The following is a 14,477-nucleotide window of genomic DNA, read 5'->3' as shown; positions in this document are numbered from 1 at the left end:
GGGGCGCAAGATGGCCTGCGCCGCCTCAGATCAGCTCCAGAAACGTCTTCTCGGCCAATGACAGGTGCCGCTCTTTGTGGCGCAGCATGTGGAACAGGCGCGGGGGCAGCTCGAACGCGACCGGGACCAGCCGGCCTGCGGTGATCGCCGGCGCCACCACCAGGGTGGATATGATCGCGGCACCTGCACCGGCCTCGACCGCGACGCGCACGGCCTCGTTCGATGGCAGTTCAAAGGCCACCTCGACATCCTCAATGCGCAGACCGCGTCCCGCCAGCGCGGCCTCACAGACCGCGCGGGTGCCCGATCCCGCTTCGCGCATCACCCAAGGCCCGGCCTTCAGATCCTCTGGGCCCGTGGGCGGCTGGACGGCCCAGTCATGCCCGGGCGCCACCACCAAGGCCAGCCGGTCCCCGCTCATGCTCTGGATGGCCAGCGCGGGGTCGCTGATCTCTCCCTCGACGAACCCCAGATCGACAGTGGCGGCATGAACCATCTGCGCCACGTCGCTGGTGTTGCCGACGGCCAGTTCCAGCACGACGCCCGGATGGTCACGGCGGAACCTCTGCATGAGCGGCGGCAGCCAGTAGTTCGCGATCGTCTGGCTGGCGGCGAGGCGCAGCGTGCCGCGTTTCATCCCGGCAAGATCGCCCAGCAGTCGCGTCGCCTGCTCGGCCCGGGCCAGGACGGCGCGCGCCTCGCCCAGAAACAGCCTGCCTGCGTCGGTCAGCACGATGCGCCGCCCGATCCGATCGAACAGCTGCACGGCATGACGCTCTTCCAGCGCGGCGATGGCGGCGCTGGTCGCGCTTTGGGTCAGATTGAGATGGGCCGCCGCTTGCGTGACATGCTCTCGCTCGGCGACGGCGATGAAAATGCGGAGTTGTTCGAGCGTCATGCGAGCCCCAGGATCAGGACGAGACTGAAAAGCGAGATGAAGACCCAAGCCCCGGCGCCCAGTAGCGCGGGACGCAGGCCCTCGGCCACCAGCTTTCGGAAATCCGTTTCCAGACCCATTGCGGCCAAGGCGGTGGCCAGAAGGAATTGGGTGATGCCGGTGGTGACACGACCGATCGCCTCGGGCACCCATCCCGTGCTGGCCAGACCGACCATGGCAACGAATCCCAGTACGAACCACGGCACAGGCGGGACCGCACGACCGACGTCCCCCCCGTCGCGGTGCAGCCTGCGAAAGACAGGCAATCCAAGGCCCAGCACCATCGGCGCCAGCATCATGACACGGGTCAGTTTCGCGATCGTGCCGAACTCTCCGGCGTCCTGCCCGCGGGCATAAGCGGCGGCGACGACCTGTGCGACCTCATGGATCGAGCTGCCGGTCCACAGGCCGAAGGCCTGCGCCTCCATGTCCAGCAGCCCACCAATCAGCGGCATCAGAACCATCGACAGGGAACCGAAGATCGTGACACAGGCGACCGCATAGGCGACGTCCTGATCCCGGGCACGGGTCACGGTGTTGACGGCAATCACGGCCGAAGCGCCACAGATCGAACTGCCTGCCGCGATCAGCTGGGTCAGGCCTGCGTCCACCCGAAGCACCCCTCCAAGCCAGGTGGTAAAGGCAAAGGTGGCCAGCAGGGTGGCAAGGATGATCACGACGCCGACACCGCCCACGGCGATAACCTGCTGCACGGTCAGTTGCAGCCCCAACAGGATAATCCCCGCGCGCAAGACCCGCTTGACGCTGAAGGCGGTGCCCGCTGCGGCGATGGCGGGGGTACCGATCAGGTTGCGAAACGTCATGCCAATCAAGATGGCAAGGATGAGAGGGCTCAACATGCCAATCGCAGGCATGTGGCGCAGCCCGAACGCCAGCCCCGCGATCAGAGCTGCAAGGACAAGGCCCGGCAGGACACGGCCAGGCCCCGAGTTCATCCATTGCCGCAAGACGCTGCGGGCCTTGCCCCGCCGGGGACGGAAATGTGCCAACTGAAGTTCCTCGCAAATCGTTCTGAGGCGTCGTTAGGCGGTCGCACCTTAACACAAAAGACGATTATTTTTGTCGAAACAATCGACAAAATCGAACAATAGAGCGGCGTCGGGATCATCTTGAGCCTGCCCCACGCGACAGACGCCGTCATCGACGCAAGGCGAAGCTTCACCAAAGAAGGGGGGGAAGGGCCAGGGACCGGGGCAAAGAAGACCGGGATGCGCTGCCCCAGGCGCTGACGCTCATGCCCCCGCGCCGCAGCCTTGGCAGAGGCAAGAGCATCGGCTTCGCAGCGTTCGATTTGCGCGATGGTGGCCAGCATTGGCAGGTCTTGAGCACAGATCCCCCGCGACCGGCGCGAAGCGAACGTGAAGGGGGTGAAGCTGTGGCGACGTCAGGAAACGGCCGGTCTGACGTCCGCTTCGACAAGCCAGCCCGTCTTGACGGAGGCGCCTTGCGCGTCATCGAGAAAGTGGTCGGGGCGGCGAGATTCGAACTCACGACCCCCTGTACCCAAAACAGGTGCGCTACCAGACTGCGCTACGCCCCGGACCGTGCGCCTCTCTAGCCGCTCGGGGCCGGGTTGAAAAGGGGCAGTTGCACCTGCCCCGGCAGCGGGTCCGAGGAAAGCCGCGCGGCCCTCACTCGCAGGGCGCGGCGGCCAGGCTCTGATCAATCGCCGGATGGCGCAGCACCGCGCCCTCGCCGATGCCCATGCGGGCCGCCAGACCGCCGTTGATCTCCAGCACGTACTGGCTGATGCCGCCGGGCAGGCTGGTTTCATCCAGCGGCTTGCCCTGCTGGATCGTGACCAGCGTGCCGGTGGCGTCGAAGAAAAGGATATCCAGAGGAATCAGCGTGTTACGCATCCAGAACGCCAAGGGCCCCTCGTCCTGGAAGACGAAAAGCATCCCCGCGCCCAGCCCCATGCTTTCGCGATTCATCAGACCCTGCGCGCGCTCGGCGGGCTCGTCGGCGATCTCGACGCGAAAGGCCTGCACCGCCCCATCGGGGCTGACGATCTCGGCCCGGTCCGCATAGCAGGCGGCCGAGGCCAGGTTGGCGCTGGTCAGAAGGGCCGCGAGGGCGGCGGAAAGACGTGCTGAAATCCGGGGCACTGCGAAGCTCCTCTCGCTGGGTCGGGCGGACCCTGCCACGGACGGCGCCCCCTGACCAGAGGCCCGACCGCAGAGCGGCGTCACGCCTGCGCGAGAGCGTCAGGGGCAAGGGCCTGGCTGGGGGCGGGCTGTTCCGCAGTCTGATCGGTCGTCTGGAGGCCATCGCCCGAAGTCAGCTAACGACTGGCGGCCTCCCAGGCGCAGATCTCGGTGGCCATGCGGCCGCGCTTGCCATCGATGACGCGCATCGCCACCGCCTCGCCCGGGGCCAGATCGGCCAGGCCAGAGGCGCGCAGCACCTCGACATGGATGAACACATCCTCGGTCCGGCCAAAGACATTGGCAAAGCCGAAGCCCTTGATCTTGTCGAACCACTTGACCCGTGCCGGCTCCATCGGAATGGCGTGCAGCACCTCCGGGTCCAGCGTCTGAAAATCCTCAAGCACGGCGGCGCCCGCCCCATCAGGTGGCGCGATCTGCAACACCTCGATGGCCTGGACCCCCCTCAGGGTCTTCTGGATCAGGATCTCCACTTTAGCGCCATCGGCGACCGAGCTTTGCCCGAAATTCCGCAACACATTGGCGTGCAACAGAATATCCGGCCCCCCTTCATCGGCGACAACGAAGCCAAACCCCCGCGCCGGGTCGAACCATTTCACACGGCCCTCCAGCTTCCGGGTGCTATCGTCCAGCTGATTCACAACATTCCCCGCATCTTACCGGTGCAGCCTGTCCCCACAGTAGCCGCTCCGGCACCCACATATTCCTTAACAACTACATTCACGTACCATCGGCAAGACTCTTCCCGCCAATTCTTTAACTCCTCAAACACCCTTTCGGACCCGTCGCCTGTGGCTCGGGCCCCTCAGGGGTTCAGCCGCTGCACCGTCCAGGCGCGTCCCGGCGCCTCTCGGGTCCAACGGAACCGGTCGTGCAGACGGAACGCACCGTCCGCCCAGAATTCGATCTCCACCGGGCTCACCTTGTACCCGCCCCAGAACGGCGGACGCTTGGGCCGGGGGCCATGCTGCGCGGTCACCTTGGCGACCTCGGCCATCAGGGCCGCCCGCGAGGCCAGCGGTCGCGACTGGCGCGACGCCCAGGCCCCCAGCCGGGACTTCAACGAGCGCGATTCGTAATAGGCGTCCGCCTCGGCCCCGTCAAAACGGGTCACCGGACCGCGCACACGAATCTGCCGCCGCAAACTCTTCCAATGCATGACAAACGCAGCTTTCCCTGCCACGTCAAGTTCATTGGCCTTGCAACTTTCGTAATTCGTATAAAAAACAAACCCGTCGTCCAGGATGTCCTTCAGAAGAACCATCCGCACATTCGGCAGGCCGTTGGCGTCGACGGTGGACAGGGCGATCGCATTGGGGTCGTTCACCTCGGCCCCCTCGGCCTCGGCCAACCAGGTGCGCGCCAGGGCGAACGGGTCCTCACCGGCAAAAATTCCCTCACGATCCGACATTGCTGGCTCCTTCTGTGCACAGGCGGTCACGGGCGGCCGCCTTCGGCGCGGGCAGGCTTGAAGCGCCCCGACCTATCGCTTAAGGGAGTTTGACCGAAAGTTACAGGGCGGAGCGCGACAATGCCGAACACTCTCATGGCGGGCAAAAAAGGTCTGATCATGGGCCTGGCCAATGACAAGTCCATTGCCTGGGGCATCGCCAAGGCCCTTGCCGATGCCGGGGCCGAACTGGCGTTCACCTATATGGGTGAGCAATTCAAGAAGCGGGTCATCCCGCTGACCGAACAGCTTGGCTGCACCCATCTTTACGATTGCGATGTCTCTTCCGAGGAAAGCATCGACGCCGCCTTCGAGGCGGTGAAGGCGGATCTGGGCGAGATCGACTTCATCGTTCACGCCATCGGCTTCTCGGACAAATCCGAGCTGCGCGGTCGCTACGTCGACACCAGCCGCGAAAACTTCAAGATGACCATGGATGTCTCGGTCTACAGCTTCACCGCCGTCGCACAGCGTGCGGAAAAGCTGATGCCGAACGGTGGTTCCATGCTGACCATGACCTATTACGGCGCCGAACAGGTGATGCCGCATTACAACGTCATGGGCGTGGCCAAGGCCGCTCTGGAGGCCTCGGTGAAGTACCTGGCCGAGGATCTGGGCAAGGACGGCATCCGCGTCAACGCCATCTCTGCCGGCCCGATCAAGACCCTGGCCGCCAGCGGTATCGGCGATTTCCGCTACATCCTGAAATGGAACGAGCTGAACTCGCCCCTGCGCCGCAACGTGACCATCGACGATGTGGGCAAATCGGCCCTCTACCTGCTGTCCGACCTGGCCTCGGGCGTGACGGGCGAAAACCTGCACGTCGACTCGGGCTACCATATCGTCGGCATGAAGGCCGTCGACGCCCCCGACATCGACAAGACCTGATCCGCGCGGCCCGACCGCCCGATCCCGGATGGAAACGGAGGGGCCCCGGCTCCTCCGTTTCGCGTTTTCCCAGCCCCTGCCCGCCCCTCTCTATCTGCCTGAGGCCTGCCCATGCTCTCTGTTCTGCTGACCGTCTTTGCCGTGCATCTGGTGGCCGCCATCTCGCCCGGCCCGGCGGTGCTGATGACCATGCGCACGGCGATCACCGGCGGCTTTGCCCGGGGCGCGGGCTTTGCCCTGGGCGTGGGCCTGGGGGCCGTGGCCTGGGCCGCCGCCGCCGTGCTGGGCCTGGCGACCCTCTTCGAGGTGGCGCCCCGCCTGCTGATCGCGCTGAAGATCGCGGGCGCCGCCTATCTGCTGCACCTGGCCTGGAAGATGTGGCGCGGCGCCGATCAGCCGCTGGCGCTGACGCCCGGCTGTGGCGCCACAACTGCCCCGCAGGCCCCAGGGGCCCGCGCCCTGGCGCGACTGGCCCTGCGCGGGTTGACCACCCAGCTGGCCAATCCGAAACCGGCGATCTTCTTTGGCGCGGTCTTCGTGACCATCGTGCCCCGCGACGCGGGCCCGGGCCTTTTCGCCGCCATCCTGGCCGTGGTCTTTGCCAACGAAGTGCTGTGGAACCTCGCCGTGGCACGGATTTTCTCGCTTGATCGCGCGCGCGCAGGCTATACACGTCTGAAATCCGCGATCGACCGCGGGCTGGGCGCGGCACTTGCCGCCCTGGGCCTCAAGGTCGCCGCCTTCTGACACAGCCGCCCCGGACCGCCGGGCGCCGCCCTGACGAAAAGGATCACCGATGGTCGACAACCGCCTGCCGCATGAAAAGGGTTTCCACGTTTCCTGGGACCAGATCCATCGCGATTCCCGCGCCCTGGCCTGGCGGCTCGACAATCAGGGCCCGCTGGACGGCGGCGCCTGGAAGGCGGTGGTGGCCATCACCCGCGGCGGCATGGCCCCCGCGATGATCGTCGCGCGCGAGCTGGACATCCGCACCGTCGACACGATCTCGGTGAAATCCTACCACTCGGGCGGCGGCAAGGCCGATCAGCGCCGCGACGCCGAGGTGCTGAAATCCCCCGACCCCGAGATGATGGGCGACGGCACCGGCATCCTGATCATCGACGACCTGGTCGATACCGGCAAGACGCTGGAACTGGTCCGCGCCCTTTACCCCAAGGCCCATGTGGCCACGGTCTATGCCAAGCCCCAGGGCCGGCCGCAGGTGCAGACCTTCATCACCGAGGTCAGCCAGGATACCTGGATCTTCTTCCCCTGGGACATGGCGCTGCAATACGTTGAACCCTACCGCGGCAAGGACTGACCTGCCCCCTTTCCAATAGCCAAACGGGCGCCCAACCGGGCGCCCGTTCGCATTTCGCCTCGCAGGCCCGCCCGCGCGGCGCGCTCGGATCAACGCGCCCCGCCCCCTCTTCTCGTTTGCCAAAAATATCCCGGGGCTGAGCCGCATCTCGGAAATCGTCCAGTGGACGATTTCAGCGGCGAAGGGGGCGGAGCCACGGAAGAGCCCGCGAGGGCTCAAGAGGGGGCAGAGCCCCCTCCCGCCCGGTCTCAGGCCAGCGCCGCCTTGACGCTGTCTTGCCAGGGCGTCGACTTGCGCCCGATCAGCCCTTCCAGCGTGGCGCCGCTGGCCTCCAGGTCGCCGTTCGCCGCATGGGCGGAACTGTCGGCCAGCATATGGGCCACCACCTCGGGCAGGCCCGCGCTCAGGTAGATCTCTTTCAGCTCGGCCTCGCTCATGTCGGCATAGGCCACCGGCTTGCCAGAGACGCGGGCCACCTCGGCGGCGAATTCGGCCATGTCGAAGCTCTCGCTGCCCGCCAGCTCATAGGTGCCCGCGGGCTGATCCGAGACCAGCACGGCGGCGGCGGCCTCGGCGTAATCGGCGCGCGACGCCGGGCTGTAGCGCCCGCTGCCGCTGGCCCCGATGATGGCGCCCGACTCGATCGACTGGCCCAGGGCGCCGGTCAGGTTCTCATTGTACCAGCCGTTGCGCAGCAGGGCGACGGGCAGACCGCTGGCGCCGAGCAGCTTTTCGGTGCCACGGTGATCCACCGCCAGCCACAGCCCGCTGTCATCGGCGCGCAGGATCGAGGTATAGGCCACCAGCTCGACGCCCGCGTCTTTGGCCGCGTCGATCACGCTCTTGTGCTGGCCGACGCGGTCGTTGCCCACTTCGCTGCCCGAGATCAGCAGCACCCGCGCGATGCCCTGCATCGCCGCCGCCAGGGCCGGGGCGTCGCCGTAGCTGCCGAAACGCACCTCGACGCCCTTCGCCTCCAGCGGTGCCGCCGCCTCGGGGCGGCGCACCAGGGCCACCACCTGATCAGCCGGCACCTTGGCCAGCAGGCTGTCCACCACCAATGCGCCCAGTTGTCCCGAGGCGCCCGTTACCAGAATCTTGCCGTTCATGATCTTGTCTCCTGTCCCCTGCCGATGGCCTTTCCAACGGTCTCTTGTCGGGGTATGGTCTCTTATCTAGACCGACCAACCGGCCCCGTGAAGGAGGCACTATTTCATGACAAGGGAACATCCGGGTAACCCCGTCATCCTGGACGCCGCCGCGCGCCAGATCCTGCAAAGCTTCTCGGAAAAGGCCGCCGCCCTGACCGGCCCCGACACCGCCGCCGCCGATCTGGCCAACTGCCCGGTGCGCGACGTGCTGGGCCGCATGGGCGATAAGTGGAGCCTGCTGATCCTCGTCGCCCTGTCGCAACAGCCGCACCGCTTCTCGGCGCTGCAACGGGCGGTTGGCGACATCTCGAAACGGATGCTGACCCAGTCGCTGCGGATGCTGGAACGGGACGGGCTGGTGTCGCGCCAGGTCTTCCCGACCAAGCCGCCCTCGGTGGAATACGCCCTGACGACCCTGGGCGAAGCGGCGCTGGTGCCGGTGGCCGGGCTGATCGACTGGGCGGCGGGCGCCCATGACGCGATCCGCGCCGCGCGCCTGCGCTATGACGCCGAGGCGGGCGCCTGAGCGGTCAGCGCATCAGCCAGCTGAAAGAGCGATGGATCAGCCCGCGCGCGCCCTGGCTGACCAGCGGCCCGTGGGCCATCAGCAACTGATCGGCGCGCCAGTCCAGCACCTGCCCAATGGCGGCCCGCGCCGCCTTGCGGTCGAGGAAGGACAGCCGGAAGCGCCAGGGCACCCGGGGATCCTCGCCCAGGATCCCGTCCAGCCGGGCGATCTGCTCGCGCCAGCCGCCGAACCAGCCGCGCGGCAGGTTCTGCATCAGATCGGCCACCAGCACCGTGCGGCTGAGCCGGTGATAGAAGACAACTTCGGTGGTATAGATATTGCCCGGCACCGGCACCTGGTCGATCTGCCCGGCCCAAAGCGGCGGCGCCTCGGGGCCCAGCTCCTGGCTTTCCGGCAGGTCGGGGCGGCGTTTGGCGATGCCCGGCGCCATGTAGATCCCGGCCTGCGGATAGGCCCGGGCCCAATCCGCCATCCAGCGTTCATGCAGATGATTGGGCGAGACCAGCGCGGTCACCTCGCCCAGCCGGTCCACATCGCGGCGCATCTTGTCGCTGAGCGGGGTCGGCGACCAGACCCAAAGGCCGCCATCGGCCAGCTGCGCCACCGCCATCCGCGTGGGATAGACGAAGCCCGCCAGGGCCGGGGCAACGGGCCCTTCATCGGTCCACAGGCCGTGGCCAAACGGCACAAGCATGTCTTTTCCCTTACGTCACCGTCGCGTCTGTCCCTCTCTTACCGCGCTTTGCCGCAGCGCGGCAAGGTTGCGGCGCACAACGTTGCGCAGCGCGCGCGGGTCTTCGCCGCCTCTTTTCCTTGCCCGGCGCCGCTGCTAGCCTTCCCGGCAACCCGCCGCCGCGCTGCCGCCGCTGCGGCCCCCAGCACACCGCGGCACCCCGGAGGGTCGGAATGTCATCCATCACGCGTACCAAGGCCACCTTTCTGCCCCCGGTGATGGAGGCGCGGCGCTGGCTGGACGGCGTCGATTTTCCGGCCGAGCGCCCGCTGATCAACGTCTCGCAGGCCGCCCCCGTGGCCCCGCCGCCGCCGCCGCTGATCGCGGCGATGAAAGAGGCGATGGACCGCCCCGAAACCCACCTTTACGGCCCCGTGCTGGGCCTGCCGGGCCTGCGCGCCCGCATCGCCGCCGACTGGTCGGCGGCCTATGGCGGCACGGTTTCCGAGGCCCAGGTGGCGATCACGGCGGGCTGCAACCAAGCCTTCTGCGCCACCATCGCCGCGCTGACCGGCGAGGGCGACGAGGTGATCCTGCCGACGCCCTGGTACTTCAACCACAAGATGTGGCTGGACATGCAGGGGGTACGCGCCGTGCCCCTGCCCTGTGAGGCCGACATGATGCCCGATCCTGCGCGCGCCGCCACGCTGATAACGGCCCGCACCCGCGCCATCGTGCTGGTCACCCCCAACAACCCGGCGGGCACCGAATATCCGCCCGCGCTGATCGCCGCCTTCCGTGACCTGGCGCGCGCGCGGGGCGTGAAGCTGATCCTGGATGAGACCTACCGCGACTTCCACAGCTCGGACGCGGCGCCGCACGACCTGTTCACCGATCCCGACTGGGACAATACGCTGATCCAGCTTTACTCCTTCTCCAAGGCCTACCGGCTGACCGGGCATCGCACCGGGGCCATCGTCGCCTCGGTCAAGCTTCTGGAAGAGATGGAGAAGTTCCAGGACTGTGTGGCCATCTGCGCGCCGCAACTGGGCCAGATCGCGGCGCTTTGGGGGATGGAGAACCTGGGCCCCTGGCTGGCGGGCGAACGGGCCGAGATCCTGGCGCGGCGCGATGCCATGCTCGCGGGCACGCAGCAGCTGGCCGCCGCCGGCTGGACCCTGCATTCGGCGGGCGCCTATTTCGCCTATCTGTCGCATCCCTTCGCCGAAAGCGCGGCCAGCCTGGCGCCGCGCCTGGTGCGTGACGCCGGTATCCTGATGCTGCCCGGCACGATGTTCACCCCCCCGGGCGATGACAGCGGCACCCGCCAGATGCGTGTCGCCGTGGCCAATCTGGACCGCGCCGGGATCACCGCCTTTCTGGACCGTGTCACCGCCTTCGCCAGCGCCTGAGGGCCGCGCTTGCCCCTTGCGAGGCAAGGCTTTAACAAGGCCGCAACGCTTTGGGCCCGCGCCCAGGGCCCCATTTCCGCTTGTCCGCGCAAACCCTTGCGCGCACAGCAAAAACCGGAGGTTGCCGCATGGCGAGCAAGAAATCCAACGGGCTGGTCTGGATCCTGATGGCCCTGCTCATTCTCGGGCTCGGGGGCTTCGGCGCCACCAGCTTTACCGGCTCGGTCAGCCGGGTTGCCTCGGTCGATGGCAAGCCGGTGCGCATCGACAGCTATTCGCGTGAATTGCAGGGTCAGATGAACCAGCTCGGCCAGCAGCTTGGCCAGGTGATGACCTTCGAACAGGCCCAGGCCTTCGGCCTGCCCGAGGCGGTGCTGTCGCGGCTGGTGGCCAACCGCGCCCTGGACGCCGAGGCGGACAAGCTGGGCCTGTCGGTGGGCGACGGCACGCTGCGCGACCAGATCGTGCAGATCCAGGCCTTCCAGGGCCCCGATGGCAGCTTCTCGCGCGACAACTACACCTTCGCGCTGCAAAATGCGGGCCTGAGCGAAGAAGAGTTCGAAACCGACCTGCGCGCCGAAACCTCGCGCTCGATCCTTCAGGCCGCCGTGGTGTCCGCCACCGAGATGCCCGCGATCTATGCTGATACCCTGGTGGGTTTCCTGGCCGAGACCCGCGCCATCAGCCTGGTGCGCCTGGGCGTCGATGCGCTGGATGCGCCGATCCCGGCCCCGACGGAGGCGCAGCTGCGCGCCTTCTATGACGAGAACATCGCCGACTACACCGCCGCCGAGAAAAAGCGCATCACCTATGCCATGCTCTCTCCCGACAGCCTGGTCGATGCCATGCCGGTGGACGACAGCGCCATCCGCCAGATCTATGAAGAGCGGATCGACCAGTTCGAACAGCCCGAGCGCCGCCTGGTCGAACGCCTGCCCTTCGCCGATGCCGAGGCCGCCCAGGCCGCGCGCGACCAGCTGGACGCGGGCGAGACCGATTTCGAGGCCCTGGTGGCCGGGCGCGATCTGACCCTGAACGATGTCGATCTGGGCGATGTCTCGCGCGAGGATCTGGGCGCCGCCGCCGAGGCCGTCTTTGCCGCCACCAGCGGCGACATCGTGGGCCCGGCCGACAGCGATCTGGGGCCCGCGCTTTACCGGGTGAACGGGGTGCTGGCTGCGACCTCGGTCGACTATGGCACCGCCGCGCTGATGATCCGCGAAGAGCTGGCCGCCGATGCCGCCCGCCGCGCCGTGCAGGCCCAGTCGGAACCGGCCGAGGATCTTCTGGCCGGGGGCGCCACCCTGGAAGAGCTGGCCGCCGAAACCGACATGGAGCTGGGCCAGATCGACTGGTACGCGGGCCTGTCCGACGGGATCGCCGCCTATGCCGATTTCGAGGATGCGGCCTCTGCCCTGACGGCCGAGGATTACCCCGAGGTGATGCAACTGGACGATGGCGGCATCTACGCCATGCGCCTGGACGAGATCGTGCCCCCCGCCCCCGAGCCCTTCGAGGATGTGGCCGAGCGCGTGGCCGACAACTGGGAGGCGGCGCAGACCGACGCCGCCCTGACCGCCAAGGCCCAGGCCATGATGGACCGCGTCGCGGCGGGCGAGACCCTGGAAGAGGTGACCACCGATCTGGGCCTGTCGCTGGCCCAGGAACCCGCCGTCACCCGCAACGGCGCCGTGCTGGGCACGCCCGCGGGCTTCAACGCCGAGGTCTTCGATCTGGCCCCGGGCGAGATGACCCTGTCGCAGGGCTTCGGCGCGGTGATCCTGGCCCGGCTCGACAGCGTCACGCCCCCGGCCGAGGACGACCCCCGCGCCAGCCAGCTGCGCGACCAGATCACCGCCCAGGTCTCCGGCGCCCTGGCGCAGGAGGTCTATGACGCCTATGCCACCCAGGTCCGCGCCAGCAAGGATGTGCGCATCGACCAGGAAGCGCTGAACGCGATCCACGCGCAGTTCCGCTAAGGCGCGGCCCTACACCTCGGGGCAGCGCGCCCCGGGCAGATGATCCAGAAACGCAAAAGGCGGGGGCCACAAGCCCCCGCCTTTTTCATGTCCGCTCGTGCGTTCTGCCCCGCTGGCCTGCCTGCCTCAGGGCGCCAGCCCTTCGGTCAGCACCGCCGAGACCGGCACCAGATGCACCTGATCGGCCCGGTCGGCCAGGCCCCAGACCAGCAGCGCCGAGACCGTCTCGGGGCGCAGCCGCCCGACCATCACCACGCCACCTTCCTGCCCGGCCTTCAGCGCCGCATAGTCCAGGAAGCGGCGGATCACCCGGTCATCCTCGCCCTGGGCGTCGAAATCGCGGAACAGCGTCGCGGCGGGCACCCCCTCGCGCAGCGCCAGCTTGCGCGCGGTGTCCAGCCCCTCGGGATACAGCAGCAGACCATGGCCGCTGGCGGCCAGCGCCTCGGCCAGCTGCTCGGAGGTGGCGCTGCCCCGTTGCAGCAGGCTCGGCCCCTCTTCCATCACCGCCACCGCCTCGGGCACCTGGGCGCCCCAGGTCTGGGCGGCGTTTTCCACATCCGCAGGGGTGGCGCCCTCGGGCAGATCGGCGCGCAACAGCACCTCGAAGCCCGCGGCGCGGTAGGCCTGCATCGCCAGGGCCGCGTCGGGGCGGCTGGCGTCGATGGCAAAGCTCAGCGGATAGGGGAAGCTGCGCAGCGAGTTGATGCTGACCCGGGTGTCGCCCTCGTCGATCAGCACGATGGCCATGCGCGGGCGCGGGTCGGCGGCGTCATAGGGGGCGGCGAAGGCCTCGATCGGCGGCAGAGGTACTGCTGCGGCGGCGGTATCAGTGGCGACAGCATTGCCCCGTTCGGTCAGCGGCCCGCTGGCCCCCTGTCCCGGCAGGCGCGGCGCGGCGCTGGCCTCTTCCTCGGGCGCGGGCGTCTGGATCTCGGGCGCGTCATCGCCGATCTGCGGCAGGCGCGGCGGCGCCACCGGCTCGGCGGCGGGGCTGGGCAAGGCGGCAGGGGCCGCAGCCCCCGCGCTTGGCGGCCCGGCCGTGATCGCGTCCAGATCTGCTTGGGGGAAACCTGCGGCGGGCAAGGTGATCTGGCCCTCGGGCGGCGTCGGATCCTGGGGCACGGCAGCGGTGCCTGTCTCATTGCCGACCTCGGTGCCTGTCTCTGCGCCCTCGGGCGTGGGCTCGGGCTGCGCCCCGGGCGCAGGGGCGCTGACCTCGGGCGTGGCGCCTGCGGGGCGGGCGGGATCGGCGGCGCCTTCCAGCAGCGGCGCGGGTTCGGCGCCGCCTTCGGTGCCCTGCGGCTGCGCCAGCGCCTGGGCCACGTCGGGCGCGGGCGCGCTGTCCGATTGCGCGGCGGGCGGGCTCGCCTCGGGGGCCGTCACCAGCGGGCGCGGCGCGGCGCTGCCCGGGTCCGTGGCGTCGCCTTCGGGCAGGACCGGCAGGGCATCGCCCGCGTCGCGGTTGAACTCGGACCCCGGCGCGACCTCGGCGGCGCCAGCCTGGGGCGGGGTTTCCGACGTGCCCTGACCGGGGCTGTCTTCGCGGGCTGCCTCGGCGCCCTCTTCCGGCGCGGGCGGAGTGGCCGTCGCGCCCTCTGCGGCGGGGTCCGCCTCTGTCGCCTCGGGCGTCCCGGCGCCGCTCTGCGGCGGCTGGCTGCGCGCCGGGGCGGGCAGGTAGCCCGGCGGCGGCGAGGTCAGAGACGCCGTTGCCAATGCCATACCGGACAACAGGGTGCCCCAGACGAAGCCTGAAATCGTGCCGCGTGCCACGTTGTCTCTCTCGCTCTCTCCGGGTCTTCCGCCCGGGCCTTGGTCGGGGATCCCCCCGTCTTGCGCGCCGATCCCCCTCTGGCCCCCTCTGGCGGCGGCGCCCGCCCGAACGGGCCTTGACGCTGCCCGGCTGGCGCGGGATCAATGCAACGCCCCGTCCCTTGGGGCGCGCCGA

The 14,477-nt window shown here is 68.6% G+C and carries 15 protein-coding genes and 1 tRNA gene; 6 read left to right on the top strand and 10 right to left on the bottom strand.

What is annotated here, in order from left to right:
- Positions 1 to 25: 25 nt before the first annotated feature.
- From ACRARE_RS07560 to pdxH, 7 genes are all read right to left on the bottom strand, one after another.
- Positions 26 to 898 (bottom strand): LysR family transcriptional regulator, encoded by an 873-nt coding sequence (locus ACRARE_RS07560; protein ID WP_432655817.1) that lies wholly within the window; start codon positions 896 to 898, stop codon positions 26 to 28.
- A complete protein-coding gene (locus ACRARE_RS07555) occupies positions 895 to 1,947 on the bottom strand; it encodes a YeiH family protein (protein WP_432655816.1) in 1,053 nt (350 codons plus the stop codon). Before ACRARE_RS07555 ends, ACRARE_RS07560 begins: the two co-directional genes overlap by 4 nt.
- Positions 1,890 to 2,270 (bottom strand): hypothetical protein, encoded by a 381-nt coding sequence (locus ACRARE_RS07550; protein WP_432655815.1) that lies wholly within the window; start codon positions 2,268 to 2,270, stop codon positions 1,890 to 1,892. Before ACRARE_RS07550 ends, ACRARE_RS07555 begins: the two co-directional genes overlap by 58 nt.
- A 151-nt stretch (positions 2,271 to 2,421) precedes the next feature.
- Positions 2,422 to 2,498 (bottom strand) — tRNA-Pro (locus tag ACRARE_RS07545).
- A gap of 91 nt (positions 2,499 to 2,589) precedes the next feature.
- Positions 2,590 to 3,066, bottom strand: a complete 477-nt coding sequence (locus ACRARE_RS07540; protein ID WP_432655814.1) for a DUF192 domain-containing protein — start codon at positions 3,064 to 3,066, stop codon at positions 2,590 to 2,592.
- 176 nt (positions 3,067 to 3,242) lie between these two features.
- A complete protein-coding gene (locus tag ACRARE_RS07535; protein WP_432655813.1) occupies positions 3,243 to 3,767 on the bottom strand; it encodes a cold-shock protein in 525 nt (174 codons plus the stop codon).
- A 164-nt stretch (positions 3,768 to 3,931) separates the two neighbouring features.
- The gene (gene pdxH / locus ACRARE_RS07530) at positions 3,932 to 4,537 is read right to left on the bottom strand and encodes a pyridoxamine 5'-phosphate oxidase (RefSeq protein ID WP_432655812.1); all 606 of its coding nucleotides are present in this window, start codon (positions 4,535 to 4,537) and stop codon (positions 3,932 to 3,934) included.
- 120 nt (positions 4,538 to 4,657) lie between these two features.
- Between pdxH and fabI the strand changes: the two genes are divergently transcribed.
- The 3 genes from fabI (at position 4,658) to gpt (ending at position 6,785) form a co-directional block, all read left to right on the top strand.
- A complete protein-coding gene (gene fabI / locus ACRARE_RS07525; protein WP_432655811.1) occupies positions 4,658 to 5,464 on the top strand; it encodes an enoyl-ACP reductase FabI in 807 nt (268 codons plus the stop codon).
- A 111-nt stretch (positions 5,465 to 5,575) separates the two neighbouring features.
- Complete coding sequence (locus ACRARE_RS07520; RefSeq protein WP_432655810.1) at positions 5,576 to 6,211, top strand: LysE family translocator; 636 nt, start codon at positions 5,576 to 5,578, stop codon at positions 6,209 to 6,211.
- A 49-nt stretch (positions 6,212 to 6,260) separates the two neighbouring features.
- Positions 6,261 to 6,785: a xanthine phosphoribosyltransferase gene (gpt, locus tag ACRARE_RS07515; RefSeq protein ID WP_432655809.1), complete on the top strand. Its 525-nt coding sequence runs from the start codon at positions 6,261 to 6,263 to the stop codon at positions 6,783 to 6,785.
- 248 nt (positions 6,786 to 7,033) lie between these two features.
- Here the strand turns inward: gpt and ACRARE_RS07510 are convergent, their stop codons facing one another.
- The gene (locus tag ACRARE_RS07510; protein ID WP_432655808.1) at positions 7,034 to 7,894 is read right to left on the bottom strand and encodes an SDR family oxidoreductase; all 861 of its coding nucleotides are present in this window, start codon (positions 7,892 to 7,894) and stop codon (positions 7,034 to 7,036) included.
- A gap of 106 nt (positions 7,895 to 8,000) precedes the next feature.
- Here ACRARE_RS07510 and ACRARE_RS07505 point away from each other — a divergent pair, with 106 nt between their 5' ends.
- Positions 8,001 to 8,462, top strand: coding sequence for a winged helix-turn-helix transcriptional regulator (locus tag ACRARE_RS07505; RefSeq protein ID WP_432655807.1), 462 nt, complete (start codon positions 8,001 to 8,003; stop codon positions 8,460 to 8,462).
- Between the two features lie 4 nt (positions 8,463 to 8,466).
- On the opposite strand, the gene ACRARE_RS07500 is transcribed toward ACRARE_RS07505, so the two are convergent.
- A complete protein-coding gene (locus tag ACRARE_RS07500; protein ID WP_432655806.1) occupies positions 8,467 to 9,159 on the bottom strand; it encodes a DUF4336 domain-containing protein in 693 nt (230 codons plus the stop codon).
- A 212-nt stretch (positions 9,160 to 9,371) separates the two neighbouring features.
- On the opposite strand from ACRARE_RS07500, the gene ACRARE_RS07495 reads away from it, so the two are divergent.
- Together ACRARE_RS07495 and ACRARE_RS07490 are read left to right on the top strand one after the other, a co-directional pair.
- Entirely contained in the window at positions 9,372 to 10,550 is a 1,179-nt protein-coding gene (locus tag ACRARE_RS07495; RefSeq protein WP_432655805.1) for an aminotransferase, read from the top strand.
- A gap of 128 nt (positions 10,551 to 10,678) precedes the next feature.
- Positions 10,679 to 12,529, top strand: coding sequence for a SurA N-terminal domain-containing protein (locus tag ACRARE_RS07490; RefSeq protein WP_432655804.1), 1,851 nt, complete (start codon positions 10,679 to 10,681; stop codon positions 12,527 to 12,529).
- Positions 12,530 to 12,655: 126 nt separating this feature from the next.
- Here the strand turns inward: ACRARE_RS07490 and ACRARE_RS07485 are convergent, their stop codons facing one another.
- Positions 12,656 to 14,302, bottom strand: coding sequence for a divergent polysaccharide deacetylase family protein (locus ACRARE_RS07485; RefSeq protein WP_432655803.1), 1,647 nt, complete (start codon positions 14,300 to 14,302; stop codon positions 12,656 to 12,658).
- Positions 14,303 to 14,477 lie beyond the last annotated feature (175 nt).

Origin of the sequence: Pseudooceanicola aquaeponti (genome assembly GCF_050897975.1) — a bacterium.
Lineage (GTDB): Bacteria > Pseudomonadota > Alphaproteobacteria > Rhodobacterales > Rhodobacteraceae > Pseudooceanicola.
This window is presented reverse-complemented; position numbering and strand designations above follow the sequence as displayed.